Genomic DNA, 26,161 nt, shown 5'->3' on the forward strand with positions numbered 1-26,161 from the left:
GGTAAATCAATCCTAGTACGCGGTGAGGAAATAGCAAATGAAGTACACGGATATTCTTCTGGCTCTCAACTCGACGCCTCTGTACTGGATAGCCGTTGCATTGGACCAGGCACGCCCTGGTCAACCTGTCTTTCTGGCTGCGCTACTGACGGCAAAGGCGACCCGACCGCCAACATCCGCGCCGCGACCCGCCCTGCAACCATCCCGGCTTGCCTGATGAAGCGTTGCGCCGCACAATCCGACTATCTCCTCTCCCCGGTGCCGTCCCATGGCTTATGCGTCGTCCGCCACTGGCGTGCTGCTGGCCGCAGGTTACGGGTCGCGCTTCGACCCGGCAGGCGTTCGCAACAAGCTGCTCGCGCGTCTGCCCGAAGGCCGGCCGGTCGCACATGAGGCCGCGCACCGTCTGCTGATGATCGTGCCGCGCGTGCTCGCCGTCGTGCGGCCCGGCTCCGACGCGCTCGCGCGCGTGCTGAACGACGCGGGCTGCGAAGTGGTGTTTTCGAGCGACGCCGAACGCGGCATGGGCGCGAGTCTCGCGGCCGCCGTCGAGGCGAGCCGCGACGCCGAAGGCTGGATCGTGTCGCTCGCCGACATGCCGCGCATCGCGATCTCGACCGTCGAGGCCGTGGCCCGCAAGCTCGATGAAGGCGCCACGCTCGTCGCGCCGTTCTACAACGGCGAGCGCGGACATCCGGCGGGATTCGGCGCCGGCCATTTCGACGCGCTCGTCGCGCTCGACGGCGACACCGGTGCGCGCGACCTGTTCAGGCGGTTCGAGGTCACCCGGCTGGACGTCGACGATCCCGGCATTCTGCGCGACGTGGACACGCCCGATGATCTGCTGGGGCTGGCCTGATCCTGGCCTGTGTGATTTGATCCGCACTCATGCCGGGCACGCCGCTTGCGCCCCGCTCACGTGGTCACACAAGCTTCGCCGATCAGGTCTAAGCTGAAAGCAACCATCCGACACGCACGCGCATCATCCGCTCCGGCGCGGGCTGTGCGTCACGCACGAGGCCATGAGCGAAACCAGTCCGCGTCTTTTCATCGTATCCCCGCATTTCGACGACGCCGTATTCAGTTGCGGCGCGCTGCTTGCGTCGCATCCCGATGCCGCCGTCTGCACGGTGTTCGCCGCGCCGCCCGCGCACGAGATGCATACCGAATGGGACGCCCTGTCCGGCTTCGGCGGCGCCCACGAAGCGGTGCATGCCCGCACGATCGAGGACAACAACGCGCTCGCCGCACTCGACGCGATTCCCGTGCGCATGCCGTTTCGCGACGGCCAGTACCTCGATTCACCGTCGATCAGCACGCTCGCCGCCGCGCTCGAAGAGATCATCTACGGCTCGACGGCCAACACGCTGCTGATGCCGGTCGGCCTTTTTCACAGCGACCACGAACTCGTCTCCGACGCGTGCTGCGAACTGCTGCCGCGGCTCGCGCATCTTGCGTGGTTCGGTTACGAGGAAGCGATTCACCGGCGCCAGCCGGGCGTCGTCGAGGCCCGGCTCGAGGAACTCGCGCGACGCGGCATCGTCGCGACGCCCGCGCGTCCGGACGCGCTGCACACGATCGATCCGGCGCGCCAGGCCATCATCAAGCGTCACGCGGTCAACGCGTACGCCAGCCAGTTACGCGCGTTCGGCCCGCATGGCTGCGACGACGTATTCGCGCCGGAACGTTACTGGCAGTTGAGCATGACGCACCGGCCGGCGCGTCATGCAGGAAAATGAGCGCCACCGCACGAGAGACACCTGCAGACAGCCTTCATTTGGCCTACGCTAGACAGAATGTCCCGCGCGCAGCGGGCGGCACGGCCGCCGCGCGCGTCGGACGCCTTCCGGATACGAGGTAAGGTATGACGTATCAGATGCAGACCAGCCCGGTTCCCGATCCGCTCGCGGACCCGACACGCGACCCCGAAGGCGATCCGCTCGCGCCGCCTTCGCCGGGACACAACGATGAACCGCAACATCCCGACGGCCCGCCCAGCAAGGACCCGGTGAACGACCCCGGCTGAGCCGGGGCCACTCCAGGCACGGCCCGGCGAACCGCTCAGCGCGCCAGTTCGGCGAAGCCTTGCAACAGACGGTCGATGTCGGCCGGATGGATGTTGCCCATCGTCGAGATGCGGAACAGTTCCGCCGACAGGCCGCCCTGCCCCGCGTAGATCACGAAACCGCGTGCCTTCAGCGCGTCGTGCAATTGCGGGTACGTGACGCCCGCGGGCAAGCGGTACGCGCGCAACACCACCGACGACTGCGCCGGCGGCACCGCGCTTTCGATCCCGAGCGCGGCCAGCCCCGCGCGCGCCTGTTCGGCGAGCGCCTCGTAACGCGCGTGACGCGCGGTCCAGCCGCCTTCGTCCTCGAGTTCGCGCAGCGCCTCGACGAGTGCGTAGTACGCGTGTACCGAAGGCGTGAACGGCGTGTTGCGCTGATCCTGAAGCTTCGCGAGACGCCCGAGGTCGAGATAGAACGTGCGGCTTGCCGCGTTCGCGAGCGCCGCGCGGCGCACCATCACGAACGAGGCGCCTGGCACGCCATGCACGCATTTGTTCGCGGTGGCGGCGACGGCGTCGATGCCGCCGTCGACGAAGTCGATCGCTTCGGCGGCAAAGCTGCTCACGCCGTCGACCAGCAGACGGATGCCGCGTTGCTGGCAGAGCGCGCCGAGCGCCGCGAGGTCGTTCAGGCGGCCCGTCGTCGTTTCGTGATGGATCACGGCGACGTGCGTGAAGCCGCGATCGCCGTCGAGACACGCGGCGACGCGCGCGAGATCCGGCGCCTCCATCCAGTCGTGCTTCAGCGCTTCATGCGCGATGCGATACTGGCTCGCGATCTGCGTGATGCGCTCGCCGTACACGCCGTTTTCGATGATCAGGAGCTTGCCGTTTTCCGGCACGAGCGCCGCGATCATGCTTTCGACGGCCGCCGTGCCGGAGCCCGTCATCAATACGGCCTGCCATTGCGACGGGTCGAGGTCGTACAGCTTCACGAGACGCGTGCGCGCCTCTTCCTGCAGGTCGAAAAATTCGCTCTCGCGATGGCACAGGTCGGTTTGCAGCAGGCTCTGGCGCACGCGTTCGGTCAGCGTGACGGGGCCGGGATTGAGCAACAGCATCAACGCACTCCTTGATCCGTGCCGATGTGGCGCATCAGGCGCGTCTTCACATCGGGCGGGGTGATGGTGGGACGCGGCAGGCCATCCGGCGTGCCGCGCCTGATCGACACGCGCACGAAGCGCGTACCGTCCTTCGCGGGCGCGGAGCCGAGCACCTCGTCGAGCAGCGCAAGCTCGTCGCCTTCGACGGCCGACGCGTAGCCGCACGCCGCCGCGACACCCGCGAACGACACCGCCGGCGAAACAGTCGCCTGGCCGCCGGTCGAATCGTGCGCGCCGTTGTCGAGCAGCACGTGCGTGAGGTTCGACGGACCATACGCGCCGAGCGTCGCGAAGACGCCCATGCGCATCAGCGCGGCGCCGTCGCCGTCGAGCGCGACCACGTTCAGGTCCGGACGCGCGAGCGCCAGACCAAGCGCGAACGGCGTGAGACACCCCATCGAGCCGACCATATAGAGCTGGTTCGGACGGTCGTCGATCGCGTAGAGTTCGCGGCCGCAAAAACCAGTCGATGCGAGCACGACGGTCGAATCGACCGGCGTGTGCGCGATCACGCGCTGCAACGCGTCGTGACGCGACGGCAACGCGTCCTGCGGCACGCCGGCCGGCACCGAACGCGCCGCCTGCGGCGCACGCGCGGCGGGCGTCGCGTTCTGCTTCAGCGCGTAAGGCGCGACGCTGCCCTTTTGCATCACGAGTGCATACGGGCGGCCCGTTTCGTCCATGTGGGCGATGGCGCGGTCGAGCGCCGGACCGATGGCGTCGCTTTCCGTCGGGAACGTCTCCCACGGAATGTCCATCGTTTCGAGCATGGCCGGCGTGACCGGGCCCATCAGCGCGTGCTGCGGTTCATCCGGCACGCCGGGCTGGCCGCGCCACGTCACGATCAGCAGTTGCGGCAGCCGGAACGTCCACGTGAGCGACGTGAGCGGGCTCACCGCGTTGCCGAGACCGGAGTTCTGCATCATCGTGACGCCGCGCCGGCCGTTCTTCGCGCCCAGCGTCACGCCCGCGATCAGCGCGACCGCGTCGCCTTCATTGGCCGCCGACACGTAGTGCAGCGACGGATCCTGCACCACGTAGTTGATGAACGGCGTCAGATACGAACACGGCACGCCTGCGTACCAGTCGAAGCCGCGCTCGCGCGCCGCCTCGACGAATTGCGCGGCTTCGATCATCGGGCCTCCCCGCCGCTCGTGTCGCTCGTGCCGCCCACGGCAAACGGCGTCTGTGCGTGCGCGAAGTCGCCGGCGCGACGAAAATCCTCGAGGTCGTTCACACCGCGCCAGTGGCCGTGTACGTACTGCACCTCGATCTGCTCGCCCGCTTCGACGAGCGCATTCAAAAGCGCCGGCATGTCGAGCGTGTCGAAATCCTGTTGCTCGCGCAGCTTCGCGACAACGGCCTTCAGACGCTCGCGCCCTGCGCCGCGCACGTTCAGCAGACCGACCCAGCGGCCATCCGGCTTTTGCGCGTCGAGCGGCTCGCTCGCGACACGCGTGAGCCGCACCTTGTTGCCGAACAGGCCGCGGTCATCGGCCGCCGAGCACCATGCGAAGTCGCGCACGCTGCTGTTCTCGGTCTCCGCCAGCGACGAATCGACCACCACGCTGAAGTCCGCTTCGCTCTCGACGAGATCGCGCAGGATATAGCTGCGAAACAGCAGGTCGCCGTACGAAATCACCGTGTCGGCTTGCAGGCCGTCGATCGCGCAGGCAAGCGACGCCAGCTCGCCCGTTTGCGCATGACGCTCGTTGACGACGAGCTTCACGCCCGCCGTGTCGATGGCGTCGGCGCGATAGCCGCCCACCACCGTGATGTCGTTCACCCCCTGCTTCTTGAACGCGTCGACGAGCCAGCGCAGCAGCGGCTTGCCCGCGATCGGCAGCATGACCTTCGGACGGTCGGTCGTCACGGCTTCGAGGCCCGCGCCGCGGCTCGCGGCCAGCACCACCGCCGCGCCCGACGCGCGCGAGGCCGACAGGTAGCGCTTTTCGGCTTCCGAGTATTCGTCGGCGTCCTGCAGGCGGAAGATTTCGTTGACCGGCGCGATGCGGTCCTCGACATCGACGAGCGTCTCGTGCGCGTGGATCTCTTTCGCGACCGCCTGCATCGCCGTCGTCGCCGAGCGGATCAGATGGTTCGCCCAGATCACCGTGCTGATGCCCGCCTTGCGGAACGCTTCGGTCGGCGTGCTGTAATACTTCGTCGGCACGATCACGAGCGGGCCGCGGCCGGCCCATTCGCGCGCGAATTCGAGAATCTCGTCGGGGCGCGACAGCTTGCTGTGGATCAGGATCGCGTCGGCGCCGGCCTGACGGTACGCTTCCGCGCGACGCAGCGCTTCGTCCATGCCCCAGCCGGCGATCAGCGCCTCGACACGCGCGACGATCGAGAAATCGTCGTCCGTCTGTGAATCCTTGCCGGCCTTGATCTTGCCGCAGAACTCATCCATTTCCGCGAGCGGCTGGCGCTCGCCGTTGATGAAGCTGTTGGTCTTCGGAAACTGCTTGTCCTCGATACAGACGCCCGCCACACCCCGCTGCTCCAGCTTGCGCACGAGACGGCGCACGTTGTTGAAGTTGCCGTAGCCGGTGTCGCCGTCGAGCAGGATCGGCAGGTCGCTCGCATCGGCCATGAATTCGAGCGTGTCGACCACCTGGGTCCAGCTCGCCTCGTTGTTGTCGCGCACGCCGTATTGCGCGGAAATCGCGAGGCCCGACGCCCAGATACCGCGGAAACCCGCTTCGCGCACGATGCGCGCCGACAGGCCGTTGTGGGCTTCCATCAGGAATTCGAGCTCGTTGCCCACCAGCATCTGGCGCAGGCGTGCGCTGCGTGAAGTGCTCAGGAATTGGGGATCTCTTGCATTCATCGTGTGACTCCTACAGTCCTCTGAAGGCGCGGCTGGATTTCATGGCCGGCACGCGCCACATCGTTGGGAAAACCGGTTTCGATTCACGGCGCGACGGTGGCGTCCGCGATATCGAACGGGCGATGGCCTTCGAGCCGCAACTCGCGCAACGCCGCTTCATGCGGCGGATTCAAGTGGCGGGTTAAAGCAACGGCTAAAGGCGCGAGCCAGATCCCGCGGCAAGACTAATGGCTCGCATGAGTTTTCCGGCACAAAAGAAAATCGGGCTTAAAGGAATGAGCAGGAATGGGCGAAAAACCCCGCGTCCCATCCGGATTTTTATCTGCCCCGATCGATCGCCCGGTGACGATATAACGCGGTATCTCGCGAACTAAAAGTGGCGACTATAAACGAAATAAAACCACACTGTCTTCTGGCTGCGAGCCTTATGGCAATTGATGGAGTAGCGGTGAAAATTGTGTAATTTTTATGCGCATCATGTGGCATATTCTGGCGAAATTAGCTGAATAAAACCGCGCATGATTAAACCACATTCCGGTTATCCCGACTTCGGCGGATATTCGAACGGATTAATGCCGCATGGCGCGTAAAACTGCCTTTCGCCATGCCGGAATATCCCGTTTTTTGTCTGCGGATTACGGGTTTCCCCTTCCTGTGCCGTGCCGCGCGCGCTGCCGTAAACGCGAGCATGGCATCGCCTCCCTGCCCGCTTCGTCAGGGTTGCCAGCCTCTCAATCCAGCCCGCTTCGACCGACGGAAAACGCATCCACCATGCAGAAGATGACCCTCAATAAAAAGCTCGGCTCGATGATCGCCGTACTCTGGATCGGTCTGATCCTGATCGGCGCGTTCGGCGCGATACAGAACCGTACGTCGATGATCGCCGACCGTCGCGACCAGTTGACGGCGCTGGTCCAGCAGGCCAACAGCATCGTCAATCACTACTACACCCTTTCGCAGCAGCACACGATCACCGAAGAGGAAGCCAAGAAACAGGCGCTCGCCACCGTCGCCGCGATGCGTTACGGCACGGACGGTTATCTGTCGATCAACGATTCGCAGCCCGTGATGCTGATGCATCCGATCAAGCCGGAACTGGTCGGCAAGCACCTCGGCCAGTTCGCCGACCCGGCGGGCAACCATCTGTTCCTCGACATCGTCAAGGCCGGCACTTCGGAGCACGGCGGCTTCGTCGACTATCTGTGGTCGAAGCCCGGCAGCCAGGAACCAGTCGCGAAGACGAGCTACGTGCTTCGCTTCGCACCGTGGGACTGGTTCATCGTGACCGGCATGTATATGGACGACGTGCAGGCCGCGTTCTACGCGAACCTGCTGCGCTGGCTGCTGATCACGGCCCTGCTCGGCGGCGTCGCGACGATCGTGATGATGGTCGTGCTGCGCAGCGTGCGCCGCACGCTCGGCGGCGACCTGGAAGTGGCCGTTGAAGCCGCGCAACGCATGGCGCACGGCGATCTCGCGGCGACCGTGCCGGTACTGAGCCACAAGGATCACAGCAGCCTGCTGTTCGCGCTGCATACGATGCAGCAAGGTCTCGTCGAAACGGTTTCGCGCGTGCGCACCGGCACCGACAACATCAACGTCGGCGCGACGGAAATCGCCGCCGGCAACACCGACCTCTCGCAGCGCACCGAGGAACAGGCCGCCGCGCTCGTGCAAACCGCGTCGAGCATGGACGAGATGACGGCCAACGTGAAGCACAACGCCGACAACGCGTTGCAGGCCGCGGAACTGGCCGGCCAGGCCGCCGATGTCGCGAAGCGCGGCAGCAAGGTCGTCGAGGACGTGGTGCGCACGATGGGCGAGATCACCAGCAGCTCGCGACAGATCGGCGACATCATCGGCGTGATCGACGGCATCGCGTTCCAGACCAACATTCTTGCGTTGAACGCCGCCGTGGAAGCGGCGCGCGCCGGCGAACAGGGACGCGGCTTCGCCGTCGTGGCCTCCGAGGTGCGCAGCCTCGCGCAACGCTCCGCCACGGCCGCGAAGGAAATCAAGGCGCTGATCGAAACCTCGACGGATACCGTGGAAGAAGGCGCGTCGCTCGTGACGAACGCCGGTTCGACGATGACGGAGATCGTGCAGTCGGTGCGTCGCGTGAACGAGATTCTCGCGGAAATCAGCAACGCGTCGCGCGAGCAGAGCGCGGGCATCGAGCAGGTCAACCGCGCGGTGGGCGAAATGGACCAGGTGACGCAGCAGAACGCGGCGCTCGTGGAGCAGGCCGCCGCCGCCGCGCATTCGCTGAAGGATCAGGTGGGCGCGCTGCGCGAAGCGATCGCGAGCTTCTCGCTGCCGGCCTGAGCGCGTAGTCGCAGGCAGGATCAAAAAGAAGGCGCCCGGAGATCGATAGCGCCTCGCAAACACGCCGCGTCGGGGACGACGCAGTGATAGAACGAATCGCCCGGCCAGGCTTTTAAAACCTTTTAAAACACACCGCGGCCGGGCATTTTCTTTTTCGCGGCGCCGTTTCGGGCTCCGCCTCTCGCGGGCCGACACCCGCCCGCCTCGCCCTTTTCCGCATCGCGCTGGTATAGAGATTACGATCTCATTACAATCAGTGCCATGAACTCAAAGCACACCCCGCCGCACCGCGATCCGCACGCGGGCGCGTCGCAGAATCCGCTCCTCGCCTCGCGTCTGCCGATGTGGCGCTCGAAGCTCGTCGTCCTGATCATCTCCGTGGCGTTTGCTTCGCTGGTGGGGCGCGCGTTCTGGATCCAGGTCGCGAACCAGGACTTCTATATCGAGCAGGGGCAAAAGCGCTATCAGCGCACGATCGAACTCGACGCCACGCGCGGGCGCATCGTCGACCGGCATGGCGCGATGCTCGCCGTGAGCCTCCCGACCTTCGAGATCTGGGCGACGCCACGACTCATCAAGGAGAGTGCAATTGCGCCGCTCGCGAAGCTGGTCGACATGCCGGTTGCCGAACTGCGGCGGCGACTCACTGGCGACCGGCAGTTCGTGCTGCTCAGGCGCCAGGTCGACGCCGATACCGCCGAAAAAATCGACCGGCTCGGGCTGGCGGGCCTGACGCAGATTGCCGACACGAAGCGCTTCTATCCCGAAGGCGAATCGGCGGCGCACGTGGTGGGCTTCACGGACATCGAGGACAAGGGCCAGGAGGGCATCGAACTCGCCGCCGACGCGTGGCTAAGCGGCGCGCCGGGCGAACGCGAAGTGATCCGCGACCGGCTCGGCCGCGTGGTGTCCGAGACACGGCCGCTCGTGCCGGCGCAGAACGGCGCGACAGTCCAGCTGACGATCGACCGGCGCATCCAGCAGCTTGCGCACGCGCAACTGCGCGCGGCCGTCGAGAAACACAGCGCGGAGGCCGGCAGCGTCGTCGTGCTCGACGCGCGCAACGGCGAAGTGCTCGCGCTCGCGAACTGGCCGACGTTCGACCCGAACGACCGCGCGCGCCTGACCGGCCGGCAGCTGCGCAACCGCGCGGTCGTCGACACGTTCGAGCCGGGTTCGACGATCAAGCCGCTCATCGTCGCGTTGTCGATCGACGAAGGCAAGGCGCGTCCGCAATCGCTCATCGACACGGCGCCGGGCAGTTACCGGATCGGGCCGGACGTGATTCACGACACGTCCGATCACGGCCGGATGACGGTTGCCGAGGCGGTGCAGAAGTCGAGCAACATCGCGCTCGCGAAACTCGCGCTGAACCTGCCGGCGGAAACGATCTGGACGAAGTATCAAGAATATGGGCTCGGCCAGCCACCGGCGCTGACGTTTCCCGGCGTCGCGGCGGGCAAGGTGCGGCCGTACAAGCGCTGGCGACCCATCGAGCAGGCGACGATGGCGTACGGCTATGGACTCTCCGCGTCGCTTCTGCAGATCGCGCAGGTCTATACCGCCTACGCGGGCGACGGCACACTGCATCCGGCCACGCTGCTGCTCGATCACGCGCAGCCTGGCATCGACGTCGCACCGCGCAGCCCGGGCCATCGCGTGACGAAGCCCGCGACGGCGGCGTCGATCCGCTCGATGCTCGAAATGGCGACGGGGCCAGGCGGCACCGGCCGCGCGGCGGCGATCGAAGGCTATCGGGTGGGCGGCAAGACCGGCACGGCGCGCAAGCAGGTCGGCGCGACTTACGCAAAGAACCGCTATCGCGCGCTCTTTGTCGGCATGGCGCCGATGAGCGATCCACGGCTGATCGTCGCCGTCATGATCGACGATCCGGCTGGCCGCGCGTTTTATGGCGGCACGGTCGCGGGTCCGGTGTTTTCATCGGTGGCCGGGGGCGCGCTGCAACTGCTCGGCGTGCCGCCGGACGCTTGATGCCGTGATGCGCGGCTGCGTGCCTTTTGCCTCTGACGCCTAAAGCCTAAAGCGCGTCTGGTGCATCGCCGGGGAGCGCCCGCACGCGATTGCGGCCGTTGCGCTTGGCGAGGTACATCGCGCGGTCGGCTTCGTCGATGAGCGTTTCGCCGAGCGTCGACGGATCGTCGCGGCGTTTGCTGGTGCGCGCCGACACGCCGATCGACACCGTCAGGTCGATTCGTGTGCCGCTTTCGTCGAACAGTTCGAGCTTCGACACCGCCTGACGCACGCGTTCAGCGACGACCATCGCATCCTTCAGATCGCCTTGCAGCAGCGCGGCGAACTCTTCCCCGCCGTAACGCGCGAGCGTGTCGCCGAGCCGCACCTGTTGCCGCACGCAGGCGGCGACGTGGACGAGCGCGCGGTCGCCCATGGGGTGGCCGTACGCGTCGTTGATCTGCTTGAAGCCGTCGATGTCGATGAAGAGACACGCGACCGGCAACGCATAGCGCGCCGCGCGCGTGGTTTCCTCGCGCAGGCGCTCGTCGAAATAGCGGCGGTTCGCGAGGCCCGTCAGCGCGTCGGTCATGCCGAGCTGCTTGAGCCGCTCGCGGTGCGCGACATTGTCGAGGCTCGCGTTGACGATCGTCGCGAAGCGCTCGAGGATGTCGGTCGCCATGCCTTCCGCGAAGCGCCCTGCGTTGTCGCTGCCAAGGCAAAGATAGCCCATCGCGCGGTCGCCGCTCGTGAGCGGCAACACGATCGCGCTGGCGGCGGGCGTCTGGCCCTCGAAGAACGCATTGCGTGCCGTTTCGCCCATGTCGCGCGCCTTGCCGAGCCACGGACGGCCTTCTTTACAAAGTTGCGCGCCCGCCTCGCCGATCTGGCGCGCGGTTTTCAGCTGGTGGCTGGCGGGCCGGTAAGGCGCCTCTGGCGAAAGCAGTTCATGCAGCATCGGCGCGCGGTCGTCGAGCCAGAGCAGCACGCTTGTCAGCGTGAATTCGCGCGGCAGGCGGGTGAACAGCGTATCGAGGAAAGACCGGAAGTCCTGCGCGCCGATCAGATGCAGTTCGACGTCCTGGAAGCGACGAAGCGTGCGCTCGTTGTGCTGGACGGTGTCGATCAGCGCGCGAAGGCGATCGGAAAGCGGCGTTTGGGCGAGATTCGTCACGTTATCGGTTGAGCGGACAGGGCGAGGCGTACACATTGGCCTCATCTGTCCTGTTATCGGCCGATTTTTCCGGGGCTTGAGCGCTTTTCCGGGGCAATGCGGGATAAACGCGCGGGCGATCCGGTGGGATGCCCGGCTTCCTTTATGATCCGGGTTGGCGATACCTTCGTTCACATCCACCCGAATTACCGGTGCCAGGAACAACGCTAAAAGCATATGGAACAGTAGAAGTCCGATGAAAAAAACCATGCTTTACGTCGGAAATCTTGCGCTGACAGTCATCGGCGCATTTTTTCTTGTGCGACTTTTCCTGACGCTACCGTTCAACATGCCGGACGCTGTCGACGGGTTCCTTCGTGCCATGCTGCACATCCTCGGTCAGGACGAAATGGCGAACCCCGACGACATGGAGGTTCTCTCGGTTCTGCTCTATTTCTGTATCGCACTCGTCATCGTCGGATTTGCCGTGTCCGGATTGAATGTTTTATTCAGGTGGCGTCGTGCGAAGTGGCGCGGCTATCGCCAACACTGACAGGCTGGCGGCGCCCATGCGATTTCGCGAACCAGACACCTACCGCCGCTTCGCCACTTCCGCAAAATGGTTGATCGCGAAGATCCTGAAGTTTTCCACTGCCGCACTACGCGGGTCTTCACTCCACGCAAGGTCCATATCCGCGTAAGCGTCCGGAGTCCACACCGGGCGAAAGACGACGTCGTCGAAGCACAACTCCCTGGCTGAAGCAGGCACGATGGCGACGCCCGTTCCGGCGCGAACCAGCGCGACGATGGTATGCGTCTGGTCCATGAACTGCATGAAGTTCACCCTCACCCCGGCAGCGTTCAAAAGCGCCGTTATCCGGTCATGAAAGTATTTGCCGCCGTCTGCCGAATACATCACGAACGGCGCATCCTCGAGGTCCTTCGCCGCTATCGACCGGCGCTTTGCGAGCAGATGCGTCGCGGGCATGGCAACGAGAAGAGGCTCACGCACCAGATGACAAAACGCGAGCCCTTTCGTCGCGAACTGCGAGCGCATGATGCCAAGGTCGATGACGCGTGTCTCGAGTGCCTTGACCTGCTCCACTGAAACCATCTCCTTCAACACGACCTTGATACCCGGCAGTTTCGCGCGCGCCGCGGAAAGCAGCTCCGGCATCAGTTGATATCCGGACACCGCCGTGAAGCCCAGTGTGACCTGGCCCGAGTCTCCACGCGCAACCCTGCGCGCATGGTCGGCGGCCTGGTCCGACAGCCGCAGGATTCTCACCGCGTCGTCGTAGTACACGCGTCCGGCGTCAGTCAGCCGGACGCTCCGGCTGTTGCGCTCCAGCAGCACCAGACCGAGCGCCTCCTCCAGCAAATGGATCTGTCTGCTCAAGGGCGGCTGGGTCATGAACAACCGCGCGGCGGCCCGTCCGAAGTGCAATTCCTCGGCAACCGCCACAAAACATCGCAGGTGATTCAGCTCAATAATCATTTCAATTTTTGAATTGTTCGATGCCGAATATAGCTTAGACCTTAATTGATCCTCCGCCTATACTCGGTTTCACTTTCATGGCCGCGCGTGCGTTTTTTGCGCACGAACCCAGTCGTTCCAACGCGGTTTTTCCGACGTGCGTATTGTCCGAGGCACCTGTATGTCTGACGTTCTTCTCATCAACCCGGTACTTCCCTCGCTCGACGAGCAGCTCGGCGCGCTCTATACCGTTCACCGGTATTACCAGCACGCGGACAAACGGGGCTTCCTCCGGGAAGTGGGTCCGCTTATAACAGGTGTCGTTACAGGTGGCGCGTCGGGCATCAGCAACGAAATCATGGACGCGCTGCCGGCGCTGCGCATCGTCGCGATCAACGGGATCGGGACCGATGCCGTCGACCTCGCCTACGCGCGCTCGCGTGGCATCCATGTCTCGACCACACCGGGCGTGCTGACCGACGACGTCGCTGACCTCGCCATCGGCCTTCTGATTTCGGCGTGCCGTGGGCTATGCATCGGTGATCGCTATGTGCGCGACGGTCAATGGGGAAAGTCGGCGCTACCGCTTGCGCGGAAGTTCAGCGGCATGAAGGTCGGCATCGTCGGTCTCGGGCGAGTCGGGCGGGCGATTGCCACGCGCGCCGCAGCGTTCGGATGCCCGGTCAGCTACACGGATTTGCGCGAAATCGGTGATGTCCCATACCTGTTTGTGCCAGGACTGCGTCAGCTCGCCGACGAAAGCGACGCGCTGATTCTCGCGGCTTCGGCCGACGAAGCCGAAGGCATCATCAACGCCGAGGTGCTCGACGCCCTTGGCCCCGACGGCTACCTCATCAACGTTGCGCGCGGCAAGCTCGTCAACGAAGCCGATCTCGTGCAGGCGCTCACAACGAAGCGCATCGCTGGCGCCGGTCTCGACGTTTTCGTGGACGAGCCGAACGTGCCGACCGAACTGTATTCACTGGCAAACGTCGTCCTGCAACCTCATCGCGCGAGCGCGACCGTTCAGACCCGCGTCGCGATGGGTGACATCGTGCTGGCGAGCCTCGCCGCCAGCTTCGCTGGTCGTCGCCCGGACACCAGTGTGACACCTTGATTTTCAGCGTATTCAACGCATGAGCGCCGCCAGCGCCAGCGCTTTCAAAAAACCATCCCGGGAACAGGGAGGAGACATATGAAGACTTTCGATATCCCAGCAGCCCCCGCGCGGGCCACCACGGCCAGAGCTGGGCACTTCCGTTACTACATCCTCGGTCTGATTTTTTTCGTCACGGTCCTGAACTACGCGGACCGGGCAACGCTCTCGATTGCCGGAACGTTCGTGGCGAAAGACCTCGGCCTCACGGCGGCCTCGCTCGGTATCGTGTTTTCCGCTTTCGGATGGGCTTATGCAATCGGCCAGATTCCGGGCGGGTGGCTGCTCGACCGTTTCGGCGCAAAGCGCGTATACGGGACGAGCATCGTGTTGTGGTCGCTCTTCACCATCAGCCAGGGCACCGTCTCCATTTTCTCCACGACCGCCTCCGCCACCATCGCGTTGTTCATCATGCGATTCATGCTGGGGCTCGTCGAAGCGCCAGCGTTCCCGGGCAATGCGCGCGTTGTGGCGACCTGGTTCCCGACTTCTGAACGCGGCACGGCGAGCGCGCTCTTCAACTCGGCGCAATATCTTGCAGTCGTCATCTTCACGCCGTTGATGGCATGGCTCACCCACGCGTTCGGCTGGCACCACGTGTTCTTCTTCATGGGTGGACTCGGCCTTGTGGCTGCATGCATCTGGTTCGCCACAATGGGCGACCCGAAGACGCATTCACGCATGAGCAAGGACGAATTCGAATTCATCGCTGAGAACGGCGCGCTTGTCGGACTCGACACAGGCGTGACGAAGGACCGCCGGCGCTTCACGCGGCGTGAAATCAGCACGCTGTTCACGAGCCGTATGTTGTGGGCCATCTACATCGGCCAGTACTGCATTACCGCGCTGACCTACTTCTTCATCACCTGGTTTCCGATTTACCTCGTCAAGGAACGCGGCATGAACATCATGACCGTCGGCATGGTCGCGGCACTGCCGGCGATCTGCGGGTTCAGCGGCGGCATTATCGGTGGAGCGCTGTCGGACTATCTGATTCGCAGGGGCTTCTCCGTCTCGTTCGCCCGCAAGACGCCGTTCATGATCGGGATGGTCCTCGCAACGGTCGTCATGGCCGCACCGTTCGCCGTCAGCAACACGGCCGTGGTCATCATCATGTCGCTGGCGTTCTTCGGGAAGGGTCTCGGTGCAATCGGCTGGGCAGTTGTCGCCGACGTTGCCCCGCGTGAAATGACGGGCCTGAGCGGTGGCGTGTTCAACGGCATCGGCAATACGGCGGGAATCGTGACACCGATTGTGATCGGCTTTGTCGTGGCCAGCACGGGCTCGTTTGACCGCGCGCTGTGGTTCGTGGGGGCGCACGGAATCGTTGCCATACTCGCGTACGGTGTCCTTGCCGGACGCTTTAAGCGGATCGAGCTGAAGGTTTAGGTTTTTCAACCGGCGCCCGACTCGCATCGTTCGCCGGTTTCCAGCAATCACCGCAACGCGTAGGGCGACAATGGTCTCCCTACGCGTTGCGCCGTTCAGTCGGCATGACGATGAGCGAAACCATCACGTTACCTAACGTCGGTTCGATCCCGACACCACATCGATCCACACGGCCAGCACCAGAATGCCGCCCTTCACGATCATCTGCCAGTAAGCGTCGACGTCCAGCATCGACATGCCGTTATCGAGGCTCGCCATCACGAGCGCGCCGATCAACGCGCCGTACACCGTACCCGAGCCGCCGCGCATCGATGTCCCGCCGATAAAGCACGCGGCGATCGCGTCGAGTTCGCCCATCGTCCCCGCCGAGGGCGAGCCGGCCGCGAGCCGTGCCGTGTTGACGATGCCGCCAAACGCGCACATCAGCCCCATCAACGCGAAGATCGCGAGCTTCACGCGATCGGTATTGACGCCCGAAAGCCGGGTGGCTTCCAGGTTCGAACCGACTGCGTAGATGCGACGGCCAAACACGGTCTGCGTGGCGATCCACGTGAAAACGGCCAGCAGCGCGAGCAGCATCAACACCGGCACCGGAATGCCGCCGTAGCGGTCGAGCGTGGCGATAAACGCGAACAGGATCACGCCTGCGCCCACGATCTTCGCGACGTCCTGCCAGACCGGCACGACCGGCAGTTCATAGCGCTGCCGGTTGCGGCGCTGGCGCACCGTCAGCAGCGCGAGCAGCGCGAAGATCACGACGGCGAGCGTGTCGCCCGCGATTCGCGGCAGGTAGCCCTGGCCGAGAAACACGAGGCCATCGGAGACGGGCGCGATGGTCGAGCCGCCCGTGAGCCCGAGCAGGATGCCGCGATACGCGAGCATGCCGCCCAGGCCGACGATAAACGAAGGCACACGCCGGTACGTCGACCACCACCCGTTGAACATGCCGACCAGCACGCCGAGCACCATCACGACGGGCACGGTCACGGCAAGCGGCCAGTGACGGTTCACGTCGAGAATCGCCGCGACGCCGCCCAGCAATCCAAGCAGCGACCCCACCGACAGATCGATCTCGCCCGCGATGATGACGAACACCATGCCGCAGGCCAGCATGCCGGTGATCGACATCTGTCGCAGCAGGTTCGACAGGTTGCGCGGCGTGACGAACGCGCCATGCGTCAGGAACGAGAAGAAAATCCAGATCGCCGCGACTGCGAGCAGCAGCGCGAGAATCTTGTAGCGTGCGAACAGTTGCTGGAAACGCTGTCCGTTGCCGTACGAGGCGGACGAAGCCGCGTCGCCAGGGCTTTGGGAAGTGACGTCGGGAGTCATGCGGCACTCGCTCCGGTTTGAGTCATGGAAGAATTCACAGGGTTCAGTGCGGCCGTCAGGAGGTGTTCCTGGGTGAGCGTCTGGCCGTCGTTGATGAAGTCGCCGCGCAACTCGCCCTCGCCGATCACGAGCACGCGGTCGCTGATGCCAAGCACTTCCGGCAACTCCGACGAAACCATCACGATCGCCATGCCGCGCTGCGCGAGCTGGAAGATCAATTTGTAAATCTCGTACTTCGCGCCCACATCGACGCCGCGGGTCGGTTCATCGAGAATCAGCACCTTCGGATTCGTCAGCAGCATCTTCGTGAGCACGGCCTTTTGCTGGTTGCCGCCCGAAAGGCTCGCGATCGACAGCATCGGATGCGCGGCGCGAATCGACAGCCGCCGTATTTCCGTGTGGATGGTGTCGAGTTCGGCGGCGGCGTCGATGCGCCCGCCTTTGGCAAAGCGTTGCAACACCGCGAGCGTGATGTTGTGCCCCACGCCCAGTTGCGGCACGATGCCGTGACGCTTGCGATCCTCCGGCACCATCGCGATGCCGGCACGGATCGCGTCGACCGGCGCGCGAATCCTGAGCGGCGCGCCTTCGAGCATCACGCTCGCCGTGCTGGTGCCCGGATAGGCGCCGAACACCGCCTGCATCAGCTCGGTGCGCCCCGCGCCGACGAGCCCGGCCACGCCAAGAATCTCGCCGCGCCGCAGCGTGAACGAGACGTCGTCGACGCGTTTGCGGCGTGGATTCGTGACGTCGTAACACGTCACGTTGCGCGCCTCGAAGATAACGTCGCCGATTTCGTGCGGCTCGCGCGGAAACAGGTTCCTGATTTCTCGCCCGACCATCATCGCGATGATGCGTTCGGTGGTCAGTTCGCGCATCGGCCCGGTCGACACGTGCCGGCCATCGCGGATGACCGTGATCGTGTCGCACACCGCCTCGACTTCGTCGAGCTTGTGCGAGATGTAGACGCACGCCACGCCGCGCTTTTTCAGGTCGCGCACGATGTTGAGCAGGATGCGCGTTTCCGTCTCCGTCAACGAAGACGACGGTTCGTCGAGAATCAGCAGCTTCGCGCGCTTGTTCAACGCCTTGGCGATCTCGATGAGCTGCTGGTGACCGCCGCCGTAGTTCATCACCGGCTGCGCGACGTTGATGCCGGTAATGTCCAGTTCGCGCAGCAGTTCATCGGCGCGACGGTACATCGCCGCGTAGTTCATGCGCCCGCCGGGCAACGTGATTTCGTTGCCCAGAAAAATGTTCTCGGCCACCGAAAGCTCCGGCACCAGCATCAGTTCCTGATGAATGATGACGATGCCCGCGCGTTCCGTGTCGCGCACGTTCGCCGCCTTGAGCGGCTGGCCTTCCCAGAGAATCTCGCCGTCCCATGTGCCGTGCGGATACACACCGGAAAGCACTTTCATCAGCGTCGACTTGCCCGCGCCGTTTTCGCCGCACAGGCCGACACATTCGCCCGGTGAGACGGCGAGGTCGATGCCATCCAGCGCCTTGACGCCGGAAAACGATTTGACGATGCCGCGCATCGTCAGCAATGATTGCGCCATTCGCGTCTGCCTCGTTGCAAAGTGCGCGGCTTCGGTCATCCCCTGGCTTTAATCCTTAGCTAGCGGGATGACGACAAGCCGCGCACGTCTTACGTCTTATTGGCTCGCGAGTTGCGACTGGGTGTAAAAGCCATCCTTCACGACGATGTCGACGTTGCTCTTCGTGAGGAGCGTCGGTTGCAGCAGCACCGTGTCGACCTTCTTCTTGCCGTTGTCGTATTGCGCGTTAAACGCCGGCTTCGTGCCCTTCGCCAGATCCACCGCGAGCTTTGCGGCTTCACCTGCGATCAGCTTGAGCGGCTTGTAGACCGTCATGGTCTGCGTGCCGGCAATCAGGCGCTTCACGGCCGCGAGGTCGGCATCCTGGCCCGACACCGGCACCTTCCCCGCCATCTTCTGCGCGGCCAGCGCCTGGATCGCGCCACCGGCGGTGCCGTCGTTCGATGCCACGATCGCGTCGATCTTGTTGTTGTTCGCGGTGAGCGCGTCTTCCGTGATGCGAAGCGCGGTCGAGGCGCTCCACTCCGGCACCCACTGCTGCCCGACGATCTTGATGTCACCGCGGTCGATTGCCGGCTTGAGAATCTTCAACTGGCCTTCGCGCAGCATCTTCGCGTTGTTGTCGGTCGGCGCGCCGCCAAGCAGGAAGTAGTTGCCCTTGGGCTGCGCGTTGTACACGCCCTGGGCCTGCAATTCGCCTACTTTCTCGTTGTCGAACGAGATGTAGGCGTCGACGTCGGCATCGAGAATCAGGCGGTCATACGAGATGACCTTGATGCCGGCCTTCTTCGCTTCGGCCACCACGTTGCCAAGCGTCTTTGAATTGAACGGCACGATGACGATCACGTCCACACCGCGCGAGATCAGGTTTTCGATCTGCGCGATCTGGCGTTCCTCGCTGGCATCGGCCGATTGCACCGACACCGTGGCGCCGAGCTTCTGCGCGGCGGCGACGAAATAGTCGCGGTCGCGCGACCAGCGCTCGACACGCAGATCGTCGATACAGAAGCCAATTTCAGGGTGGTCCTTGCTCGCGTGCGCGAGCGGCGCGACGACAGACAGGCTGGCTACCATCGCTCCGCACAGGAGCGTGCCCAGCAGGGAACGGCGTGTTTTGAATTTCATGTCTCACTCCTCGTTATGGTCGTTTCGTGCTGCATCGAAAGGCCGTGCATCAACGCTGCGCGGCCGGGCAAATGACAACAAAGGCACTACCTTTTTCGCGTCGCGGCTGCACTGGCCGCGACCATCGGTCCGCTTTCACCCATCCGTCAGGGATGGGCTGCAAACACGGGTTCAAGCGCGCGATACAGCGCGTGAAAAGTGGGACGGCGCGCGTCGCGATACCACGCGTGGCGTGTCGCATCCGGCTCGCGCACCGCGACGACTTCGGGCGTCGGACACACCGCTTCGAGCGCCGCCGTGGGCTCGACCGCCAGATGCGCGAGACGCGCGGCGCCAAGCGCGGGGCCCACCTCGCCGCCCGACCGCAACGTCAGCGGACGGTCGGCGATGTCGGCCAGCATCTGCGTCCAGTAAGCGCTGCGTGAACCGCCACCGATCACCGTGATCTCCTCGGGCACGAGACCCGCCGCATGCAGCGCGTCCATGCCGTCGAGCAGCGCGAAACCGACACCTTCCAGCGTCGCATTCGCGAGATCGGCGCGCGTCGTCCCGGGCGTCATGCCATAGAACACGCCCCTGGCGTTCACGTTGTTGTGCGGCGTGCGCTCGCCCGTCAGATACGGGAGGAACCACGCGTTGCGGCTGCCCGCGTTTGCCTCGGCATCGGCGAGCAGCGCGGGTACGTCCGCATATCCGGTGAGACCTGCGCAAAAGTCGATACAGCCTGCCGCGTTCAGCATCACCGACATCAGGTGCCACGTCTGCGGCAACGCATGGCAGAAGCTGTGTACCGCCGAAGCGGGATTCGCGAGAAAACCATCGGACACGGCGAAGTAAACACCCGACGTGCCGAGCGAAAGCATCGCCTGCCCTGGCTTGACGATGCCGACACCCACCGCGCCCGCTGCGTTGTCGCCGCCGCCCGCGACTACCGGAATCTCCTTCAATCCCCATTCGCGTGCGAGTTCGGGCTTAAGCGTTCCGGTGACACGATTGCCTTCGAACACCGTGGGCATCTGTTCGCGCGTCAAGCCGCATGCACCAAGCAACGCGTCGCTATAGTCGCGCTTCGCGACGTCGAGCCATAGCGTGCCGGCCGCATCGGACGGATCGGTTGCGAAGTCGCCGGTCAGCCGGTAACGCAGATAGTCTTTAGGCAGGAGCACCTGCGCGATACGCGCAAAGACGTCCGGTTCGTGCTTGCGGACCCACAACAGTTTGGGCGCGGTAAACCCGGGCATCGCAAGATTGCCCGCGACGGCATGCAGCTGCGGCACGGCCGCTTCCAGCTCGACACATTCCACGTCCGAGCGTCCGTCGTTCCACAGGATCGCGGGGCGCAGCACCTCACCTTTGGCGTCGAGCAACGTCGCGCCGTGCATCTGGCCGGTGAGACCGATCGCTTCGATACGCGTCGCGTCGATGCCCTCCACGCGGACCTGCGCGAGCAGATCGCTGATTGCAGCCGTCGTCGCATGCCACCAGTCTTCGGGTGACTGCTCCGACCAGCGCGGATGCGGACGGCTGACGGACAGCGCGTGTCCGGCCGTGCAGCGCACGCGTGAGTCGCGATCGAGCAGCACCGCCTTGACGCCCGACGTGCCGAGGTCAATACCGATGAACATTGTCTCCATCCTTTTTTCGCGCAAGTGTGCGCCTTGCCGCCCCGTCATCCATTGCGAAATTGACGGGTGGCGCTAACGTTTTTTTAGCGGCGCGAGAAGCGCCTTTAGCACGGCCTAGCGTTGCGCGTAGATCGCCCGGTTCACGATGTTCTCGAGCTGCTCCTGCTGGCCGCTGACGTGTTGCGGATTCACGCCGCGCGCCAGTGCATCGGTGGCGAGCGTCGACAGCGAATAGCCACCCGACAGGATCTTGCGTCCGAACTCCGTATCCCAGCCGGCGTAACGCTGCTGGCGGAATTTCTCCAGACGGTCGTTCTCGACGAGCACCGCGGCGCGCTCCAGCGCCACCGCGAGCACGTCGATCGCGCCGACGTGGCCGTAGAACAGGTCTTCCGCATCGACGCTCTGGCGCCGCACTTTCGCGTCGAAATTCATGCCGCCGGTCGTGAAGCCGCCGTGACGCAGGATTTCGTAGAACGCGAGCGTCATTTCCTCGACGCTGTTCGGGAACTGGTCGGTGTCCCAGCCGTTTTGCGGATCGCCGCGATTCGCATCGAGGCTGCCGAAGACACCCAGCGCGAACGCAGTCGCGATCTCATGATGGAACGAGTGGCCGGCAAGTGTCGCGTGATTGGCTTCGATGTTCACGCGAATTTCGTCCTGCAAACCGTATTGCCGCAAAAAGCCGTGTACGGTTGCGACGTCGTAGTCGTACTGGTGCTTCGTCGGTTCCTGCGGTTTCGGTTCGATCAGCAGCGCGCCCTTGAAGCCGATGCGATGCTTGTGCTCGATCACCATGTTCAGGAAGCGCGCGAACTGGTCGCGCTCGCGAACGAGGTCCGTGTTGAGCAGCGTGTCGTAGCCTTCGCGTCCGCCCCATAGCACGTAGTTGTCGCCTCCAGCTTGAGCGTCGCGTCGAGCGCGTGGCATACCTGGGTCGCGGCATAGGCGAACACCTCGGGGTTCGGGCTCGTCGCGGCGCCCGCCGCATAACGCGGATGCGAGAACAGGTTCGCCGTGCCCCACAGCAGCTTCATGCCGGTATCCTGCTGCTTGCGCGCGAGATAGTCGGTCATGCGCGAGAAGTTTTCGACGTAGTGCTTGAGGCTCGTGCCTTCAGGGGCAACGTCGGTGTCGTGGAACGTGTAGTACGGCACGCCCAGCTTCGTGAAGAACGCGAACGCTTCATCCGCTTTTTGCTGCGCCCGCTCCATCGCGTCGCCCGGCTGCTGCCAGGGGCGCTTGAACGCGCCCTGACCGAAGATGTCGGAGCCCGGCCAGACAAACGTGTGCCAGTAGCAGACGGCAATGCGCAGGTGCTCTTCCATGGTCTTGCCGAGCACCTCTTTCTTGCGGTCGTAGAACCGGTAAGCAAGGGGATTGTCCGATTGCGGGCCTTCGTATTGCACTGCGGGAACGTGTTCGAAAAAGGACATGTCGTCTCCTGATGTCATGTTGCGCTGCAACCGGGTTTTCCCGCGGCATCGGTGATCCGGCGCGGGGTGGTTGATGCAGGTTGACGCCATGCTGCCAGTGGGTGGGACGCCCGGGCAATTGCGAAATTGCGCAGCCTGTGTAATGTTTCTCGCGGGCCATCGCAATCGGTCGCCCAGGCGCGGGTTTCCCGGCCTAAAATAACCACACACTTAAAACCAGCGCGGGCGAGGTCGCCACGCCCAACAGAGACAATGGTTCGCGCGTGTCCACACGCCGCACGCCATCCAGGTGATGACCCGAACCCAGACACCGCCAAAAACACACCGCATCGCGCTCCTGTTCAATGCGAACAAGGTGTATGACCGCGAGATCATCACGGGTATCGGCAATTACCTGCTGTCGACGCGCGTCGCGTGGGACCTGTTCCTCGAAGAAGATTTTCGCTGCCGGCTGGAAGGCATCGAGCGGTTCGACGGCGACGGCATCATCGCGGATTTCGACGATCCCGCTGTGTGCGAGGCGCTGGGCGACTGCGCGCTGCCGGTCGTCGCGGTCGGTTCGTCGTATGAAGACACGTCGCAGTATCCGCCGGGTCTCCCCTACATCGCGACCGACAATCCCAAGCTCGTCTCGCTCGCGTTCACGCATCTGATCGGCGCCGGGTTGCAGCGCTTCGCGTTTTACAGCCTGCCTGAAGCGCCGGAAAACCGCTGGGCCCAGCAGCGCGAACTCGCGTTCACGCACCTGCTCGATGCGGAAGGGCTCGAAGTCGAGATCTATCGCGGCCTGCCCACCAGCGCGCCCGGCTGGAACAAGGCAAGCGGGCAACTCGCCGCGTGGCTCAAGGATCTGCCGAAGCCCGTCGGCATCATCGCCGTGACGGATGCGCGCGCACGGCATCTTCTGCAGGCGTGTCTGATGGCGGGCGTCTCGGTACCGGAAGAAGTCGCGATCATCGGCATCGACAACGATCCGTTGACGCGCACGCTCACGCGTATTCCGCTTTCCTCCGTGATTCAGGGCACCGAGGAAATGGGCCGCACCGCCGCGCACCTTTTGCACCAGATGCTGCACGGCGCGCGTTTTCCTGGGCGGCGCATTCTCGTGCCGCCCGTCGGCATCAACGTCCTCGAATCGACAAAGCATCAGCCGCTTTCAAGCCCGTATGTGATGCGCGCGCGGCACTTTATCCGGCAATACGCGTGTCAGGGCATTCGCACCGAACAGGTTGCGGATTACGTCGGTGTCTCGCGTTCGTCGCTCGAAGAATATTTTCGCCGCGAACTGCAGTGCACCGTGCATCAGGAAATTTTGCGCCATAAACTGGATGCCGCCAAAACCATGCTTGCAAAGCGCGACGCCTCGAGTGCGGAAGTCGCGATCCGCTGCGGATTCACGTCGCTGCAATACATGTACGCGGTTTTTCGTCGTGAACTCGGCTGCACGCCGCGCGAGTATCAGGAACGCGCGACGTCGTCGGCTGCGCCGGGTTGACTCTTCTACCTCCCCACTTTCGCCGACATGATTACTCACGCTCGCCTTTCCTCCGCCTCCTGGGGCACGCTCGCAAGCGGCGACCCGGTGCGGATCTTCACGCTGCGTAACGCGCACGGCATGAAGGTCGCCGTCAGCGATCTCGGCGCGACGCTCGTTTCGTGGCACGCACCCGATCGCGCCGGACGTCTCGACGACATCCTGCTCGGCCACGACACGCCCACCGAATACTTCGCGGCCACGACGTATATGGGCGCGCTCGTCGGCCGCTGGGCGAACCGCATCGCGCATGCGCGCTTCACGCTCGACGGCATCGATTACGCGCTCGACCGCAACGACGGCCCGAACCTGCTGCACGGGGGCGCTGCCGGATTTCACCGCGCGATGTGGGACGCAAGCGAAGATAACGGCGCGCTCGTGATGCGGCTCGAATCCGCGGAAGGCGACGCGGGTTTTCCGGGCAACGTGACAGTCCAGGTGCGCTACACGCTCGACGACGACGGCACGCTCGGCATCGATTACGAAGCCGTGTCCGATGCACCCACTCCGCTCAACCTCACGAGCCATCCGTATTTCAACCTGACGGGCCAGCCCGACACGGACATTCGCGGTCACGTGATGACGATCGAGGCTGACGAATTCCTCGAAGTGGACGCGGAGCTGATTCCGTCCGGCCGCGCGGAAGTGGCTGGCAACGCGTTCGATTTCCGGCAGAGCGCACCGGTCGGCGCACGGCTCGACTGGCCGCATGTGCAACTGGCGCGCGCCGGCGGCTTCGATCATTGCTACGTGCTGCGCGACGTACCCGGGCCCGATACCGTCCTGCGGCCGGTCCGGCACGTGGCGCGCGCGTACGAACCGGCGAGCGGCCGCGCGCTCACGGTATCCACCAACGAACGCGGCCTGCAGTTCTACACGGGTAACTTTCTGGAAGGCACCGTGGGCCGCAACGGCACCGTGTATCGCAAGCACGCGGGACTCTGTCTCGAAGCGGGCGGATTCCCGAACCAGATCAACATGGAAGAACGCGAGCGCGAACAGGTGATCCTGCGGCCTGGCGAGGTCTATCGCCAGCTCACGCGCTACAACGTGGGCGTGGCCACGTAACGCGCGCCGTCAAACGCCGCCGGTGCGTCGCGTGACGAGCGCCGCGCTTTCGATCACGCAACCCGCCAGGCGCTCCGCAGCCGGTTGCGTATCGCGACGCGAGCGCCGCACGAGGCCGACTTCGCGAAAGAACGTATCGTCGCCTAACGGCAGCGCGATCACGCCGGCGGGCCACGCGCAGAGCCCGGCGGCTTCGGGCAGCAACGCGACGCCCATGCCGCGCGCAACCAGTTCGACGATCGCCTGCAGTTCATCGCACTCGATTGCATCGCGCACGTCGAGCCGCATGCGCCGCAAAAAGCGCTCGACCTGCCGCCCGCCAAACGACCTGCGGTCATAACGGATAAACGGCCCGGCGCAGATCACGTCGCGCCAGTACATGCGCGCTTGCGCCTCGGGCACGAGCAGCACGAACGGCTCGGTCACGAGCGGATGCCACTTCAATTCGGGCGACAGCGCAAACGGCGGCCGGATGATCATCGCGATATCGATCTCATCGGAATCGACCTGCGCAAGCAGGTTCAGCGAAACGCCCGGCACGATCCGGATTCGCCAGGCGGGGAAGTCATGCCGGAACAACGCGAGTGCATCGGGCAGCAGCGAGACCTGGGCGGAAGCGATCGCGCCGATATTCAGCAATCCGCCCTGCCCGGCCATGTCCGCCTGGTCGCCAAGGCGCGCGTACATCGACAGCAGTTCCTGCGCGAGCGCGAGTGTGCGCTTGCCGGCGGCGTTCAAGGTGGCCGAGCGGCCGGTGCGGTCGAAGAGCGCAAAACCCAGATGTTCTTCGAGCCGCTGGATCTGCGCGCTCACAGCGGATTGCGTCAGCCCCATGTGTTCGCCCGCGCCCGCGAACGTGCCGTGTTGCGCCACCGCGATAAGGGTCTGGAGTTCCCGGATCATCTCAATCCATCAATTTTTGTGGATGTCAGATCCAGAATATATCGTTTTTCAGCGATTATTTTAATGAATAAACTGGCTCCATCCAATGTGCGGGCGACACG

The 26,161-nt window shown here is 64.3% G+C and carries 21 protein-coding genes and 1 pseudogene; 11 read left to right on the forward strand and 11 right to left on the reverse strand.

Features of this window, described 5'->3' with window-relative positions:
• Positions 1–268: 268 nt before the first annotated feature.
• From BLV45_RS20290 to BLV45_RS27635, 3 genes are all read left to right on the forward strand, one after another.
• On the forward strand, positions 269–859 hold the full coding sequence (locus tag BLV45_RS20290) for a nucleotidyltransferase family protein (protein WP_090535788.1): 591 nt from the start codon (positions 269–271) through the stop codon (positions 857–859).
• Between the two features lie 163 nt (positions 860–1,022).
• On the forward strand, positions 1,023–1,739 hold the full coding sequence (locus BLV45_RS20295) for a PIG-L family deacetylase (RefSeq protein ID WP_090535790.1): 717 nt from the start codon (positions 1,023–1,025) through the stop codon (positions 1,737–1,739).
• Positions 1,740–1,864: 125 nt separating this feature from the next.
• A complete protein-coding gene (locus tag BLV45_RS27635; RefSeq protein WP_176954216.1) occupies positions 1,865–2,026 on the forward strand; it encodes a hypothetical protein in 162 nt (53 codons plus the stop codon).
• Between the two features lie 35 nt (positions 2,027–2,061).
• On the opposite strand, the gene BLV45_RS20300 is transcribed toward BLV45_RS27635, so the two are convergent.
• The 3 genes from BLV45_RS20300 to aepX are packed head-to-tail and all read right to left on the reverse strand — an operon-like array spanning position 2,062 to position 6,004.
• Complete coding sequence (locus BLV45_RS20300) at positions 2,062–3,129, reverse strand: 2-aminoethylphosphonate aminotransferase (RefSeq protein WP_090535791.1); 1,068 nt, start codon at positions 3,127–3,129, stop codon at positions 2,062–2,064.
• Positions 3,129–4,307, reverse strand: a complete 1,179-nt coding sequence (aepY, locus tag BLV45_RS20305) for a phosphonopyruvate decarboxylase (protein WP_090535793.1) — start codon at positions 4,305–4,307, stop codon at positions 3,129–3,131. The genes BLV45_RS20300 and aepY overlap by 1 nt, the downstream gene beginning before the upstream one ends.
• The gene (gene aepX / locus BLV45_RS20310) at positions 4,304–6,004 is read right to left on the reverse strand and encodes a phosphoenolpyruvate mutase (protein ID WP_090535795.1); all 1,701 of its coding nucleotides are present in this window, start codon (positions 6,002–6,004) and stop codon (positions 4,304–4,306) included. Before aepX ends, aepY begins: the two co-directional genes overlap by 4 nt.
• 41 nt (positions 6,005–6,045) lie before the next feature.
• Here aepX and BLV45_RS27640 point away from each other — a divergent pair, with 41 nt between their 5' ends.
• The 3 genes from BLV45_RS27640 (at position 6,046) to BLV45_RS20320 (ending at position 10,321) form a co-directional block, all read left to right on the forward strand.
• The gene (locus tag BLV45_RS27640) at positions 6,046–6,189 is read left to right on the forward strand and encodes a hypothetical protein (protein WP_176954217.1); all 144 of its coding nucleotides are present in this window, start codon (positions 6,046–6,048) and stop codon (positions 6,187–6,189) included.
• Between the two features lie 595 nt (positions 6,190–6,784).
• Complete coding sequence (locus BLV45_RS20315; RefSeq protein WP_090536307.1) at positions 6,785–8,329, forward strand: methyl-accepting chemotaxis protein; 1,545 nt, start codon at positions 6,785–6,787, stop codon at positions 8,327–8,329.
• Between the two features lie 261 nt (positions 8,330–8,590).
• Positions 8,591–10,321 carry a peptidoglycan D,D-transpeptidase FtsI family protein gene (locus tag BLV45_RS20320; RefSeq protein ID WP_090535797.1) on the forward strand — a complete coding sequence of 577 codons (1,731 nt, stop codon included), beginning with the start codon at positions 8,591–8,593 and terminating at the stop codon, positions 10,319–10,321.
• Positions 10,322–10,367: 46 nt separating this feature from the next.
• On the opposite strand, the gene BLV45_RS20325 is transcribed toward BLV45_RS20320, so the two are convergent.
• Positions 10,368–11,474: a GGDEF domain-containing protein gene (locus BLV45_RS20325; RefSeq protein WP_090535798.1), complete on the reverse strand. Its 1,107-nt coding sequence runs from the start codon at positions 11,472–11,474 to the stop codon at positions 10,368–10,370.
• Between the two features lie 235 nt (positions 11,475–11,709).
• Between BLV45_RS20325 and BLV45_RS20330 the strand changes: the two genes are divergently transcribed.
• Entirely contained in the window at positions 11,710–12,006 is a 297-nt protein-coding gene (locus BLV45_RS20330) for a hypothetical protein (protein ID WP_090535800.1), read from the forward strand.
• 39 nt (positions 12,007–12,045) lie between these two features.
• Here the strand turns inward: BLV45_RS20330 and BLV45_RS20335 are convergent, their stop codons facing one another.
• On the reverse strand, positions 12,046–12,951 hold the full coding sequence (locus tag BLV45_RS20335; RefSeq protein ID WP_090535802.1) for a LysR family transcriptional regulator: 906 nt from the start codon (positions 12,949–12,951) through the stop codon (positions 12,046–12,048).
• A gap of 160 nt (positions 12,952–13,111) precedes the next feature.
• Here BLV45_RS20335 and BLV45_RS20340 point away from each other — a divergent pair, with 160 nt between their 5' ends.
• Together BLV45_RS20340 and BLV45_RS20345 are read left to right on the forward strand one after the other, a co-directional pair.
• The gene (locus BLV45_RS20340; RefSeq protein ID WP_090535803.1) at positions 13,112–14,047 is read left to right on the forward strand and encodes a 2-hydroxyacid dehydrogenase; all 936 of its coding nucleotides are present in this window, start codon (positions 13,112–13,114) and stop codon (positions 14,045–14,047) included.
• 78 nt (positions 14,048–14,125) lie between these two features.
• Positions 14,126–15,475, forward strand: coding sequence for an MFS transporter (locus BLV45_RS20345; RefSeq protein WP_090535805.1), 1,350 nt, complete (start codon positions 14,126–14,128; stop codon positions 15,473–15,475).
• A 132-nt stretch (positions 15,476–15,607) separates the two neighbouring features.
• Here the strand turns inward: BLV45_RS20345 and BLV45_RS20350 are convergent, their stop codons facing one another.
• The 5 genes and pseudogenes from BLV45_RS20350 to xylA all read right to left on the reverse strand — a co-directional run bounded on the left by BLV45_RS20350 (position 15,608) and on the right by xylA (position 22,555).
• On the reverse strand, positions 15,608–16,807 hold the full coding sequence (locus tag BLV45_RS20350; RefSeq protein WP_090535807.1) for a sugar ABC transporter permease: 1,200 nt from the start codon (positions 16,805–16,807) through the stop codon (positions 15,608–15,610).
• Positions 16,804–18,369, reverse strand: a complete 1,566-nt coding sequence (gene xylG / locus BLV45_RS20355; protein ID WP_090536309.1) for a D-xylose ABC transporter ATP-binding protein — start codon at positions 18,367–18,369, stop codon at positions 16,804–16,806. The genes BLV45_RS20350 and xylG overlap by 4 nt, the downstream gene beginning before the upstream one ends.
• 96 nt (positions 18,370–18,465) lie before the next feature.
• Positions 18,466–19,494: a D-xylose ABC transporter substrate-binding protein gene (xylF, locus tag BLV45_RS20360; protein ID WP_090535809.1), complete on the reverse strand. Its 1,029-nt coding sequence runs from the start codon at positions 19,492–19,494 to the stop codon at positions 18,466–18,468.
• Between the two features lie 146 nt (positions 19,495–19,640).
• On the reverse strand, positions 19,641–21,119 hold the full coding sequence (gene xylB / locus BLV45_RS20365; RefSeq protein WP_090535811.1) for a xylulokinase: 1,479 nt from the start codon (positions 21,117–21,119) through the stop codon (positions 19,641–19,643).
• 114 nt (positions 21,120–21,233) lie between these two features.
• A pseudogene (gene xylA, locus BLV45_RS20370) lies at positions 21,234–22,555 on the reverse strand (xylose isomerase).
• A 292-nt stretch (positions 22,556–22,847) separates the two neighbouring features.
• Here xylA and BLV45_RS20375 point away from each other — a divergent pair.
• Together BLV45_RS20375 and BLV45_RS20380 are read left to right on the forward strand one after the other, a co-directional pair.
• Positions 22,848–24,050 carry a XylR family transcriptional regulator gene (locus BLV45_RS20375; protein ID WP_090535813.1) on the forward strand — a complete coding sequence of 401 codons (1,203 nt, stop codon included), beginning with the start codon at positions 22,848–22,850 and terminating at the stop codon, positions 24,048–24,050.
• A 27-nt stretch (positions 24,051–24,077) separates the two neighbouring features.
• A complete protein-coding gene (locus tag BLV45_RS20380; RefSeq protein WP_090535815.1) occupies positions 24,078–25,157 on the forward strand; it encodes an aldose epimerase family protein in 1,080 nt (359 codons plus the stop codon).
• 9 nt (positions 25,158–25,166) lie between these two features.
• Here BLV45_RS20380 and BLV45_RS20385 read toward each other — a convergent pair whose 3' ends face one another.
• Positions 25,167–26,060 carry a LysR family transcriptional regulator gene (locus tag BLV45_RS20385; protein ID WP_090535817.1) on the reverse strand — a complete coding sequence of 298 codons (894 nt, stop codon included), beginning with the start codon at positions 26,058–26,060 and terminating at the stop codon, positions 25,167–25,169.
• Positions 26,061–26,161: the final 101 nt, after the last annotated feature.

Origin of the sequence: Paraburkholderia sartisoli (assembly GCF_900107685.1) — a bacterium.
Taxonomy (GTDB): Bacteria; Pseudomonadota; Gammaproteobacteria; order Burkholderiales; family Burkholderiaceae; genus Paraburkholderia; species Paraburkholderia sartisoli.

Coding starts and splice junctions, on each gene's coding strand:
- BLV45_RS20345 (WP_090535805.1), top strand. CDS start 14,126: ATGAAGACTTTCGATATCCCAGCAGCCCCCGCGCGGGCCACCACGGCC.
- BLV45_RS20330 (WP_090535800.1), top strand. CDS start 11,710: ATGAAAAAAACCATGCTTTACGTCGGAAATCTTGCGCTGACAGTCATC.
- BLV45_RS20295 (WP_090535790.1), top strand. CDS start 1,023: ATGAGCGAAACCAGTCCGCGTCTTTTCATCGTATCCCCGCATTTCGAC.
- aepY (WP_090535793.1), bottom strand. CDS start 4,307: ATGATCGAAGCCGCGCAATTCGTCGAGGCGGCGCGCGAGCGCGGCTTC.
- BLV45_RS27635 (WP_176954216.1), top strand. CDS start 1,865: ATGACGTATCAGATGCAGACCAGCCCGGTTCCCGATCCGCTCGCGGAC.
- BLV45_RS20380 (WP_090535815.1), top strand. CDS start 24,078: ATGATTACTCACGCTCGCCTTTCCTCCGCCTCCTGGGGCACGCTCGCA.
- xylF (WP_090535809.1), bottom strand. CDS start 19,494: ATGAAATTCAAAACACGCCGTTCCCTGCTGGGCACGCTCCTGTGCGGA.
- BLV45_RS20300 (WP_090535791.1), bottom strand. CDS start 3,129: ATGCTGTTGCTCAATCCCGGCCCCGTCACGCTGACCGAACGCGTGCGC.
- xylB (WP_090535811.1), bottom strand. CDS start 21,119: ATGTTCATCGGTATTGACCTCGGCACGTCGGGCGTCAAGGCGGTGCTG.
- BLV45_RS20350 (WP_090535807.1), bottom strand. CDS start 16,807: ATGACTCCCGACGTCACTTCCCAAAGCCCTGGCGACGCGGCTTCGTCC.
- BLV45_RS20385 (WP_090535817.1), bottom strand. CDS start 26,060: ATGATCCGGGAACTCCAGACCCTTATCGCGGTGGCGCAACACGGCACG.
- BLV45_RS20290 (WP_090535788.1), top strand. CDS start 269: ATGGCTTATGCGTCGTCCGCCACTGGCGTGCTGCTGGCCGCAGGTTAC.
- xylG (WP_090536309.1), bottom strand. CDS start 18,369: ATGGCGCAATCATTGCTGACGATGCGCGGCATCGTCAAATCGTTTTCC.
- BLV45_RS20340 (WP_090535803.1), top strand. CDS start 13,112: ATGTCTGACGTTCTTCTCATCAACCCGGTACTTCCCTCGCTCGACGAG.
- BLV45_RS20335 (WP_090535802.1), bottom strand. CDS start 12,951: ATGATTATTGAGCTGAATCACCTGCGATGTTTTGTGGCGGTTGCCGAG.
- BLV45_RS27640 (WP_176954217.1), top strand. CDS start 6,046: ATGGCCGGCACGCGCCACATCGTTGGGAAAACCGGTTTCGATTCACGG.
- BLV45_RS20375 (WP_090535813.1), top strand. CDS start 22,848: ATGACCCGAACCCAGACACCGCCAAAAACACACCGCATCGCGCTCCTG.
- aepX (WP_090535795.1), bottom strand. CDS start 6,004: ATGAATGCAAGAGATCCCCAATTCCTGAGCACTTCACGCAGCGCACGC.
- BLV45_RS20315 (WP_090536307.1), top strand. CDS start 6,785: ATGACCCTCAATAAAAAGCTCGGCTCGATGATCGCCGTACTCTGGATC.
- BLV45_RS20320 (WP_090535797.1), top strand. CDS start 8,591: ATGAACTCAAAGCACACCCCGCCGCACCGCGATCCGCACGCGGGCGCG.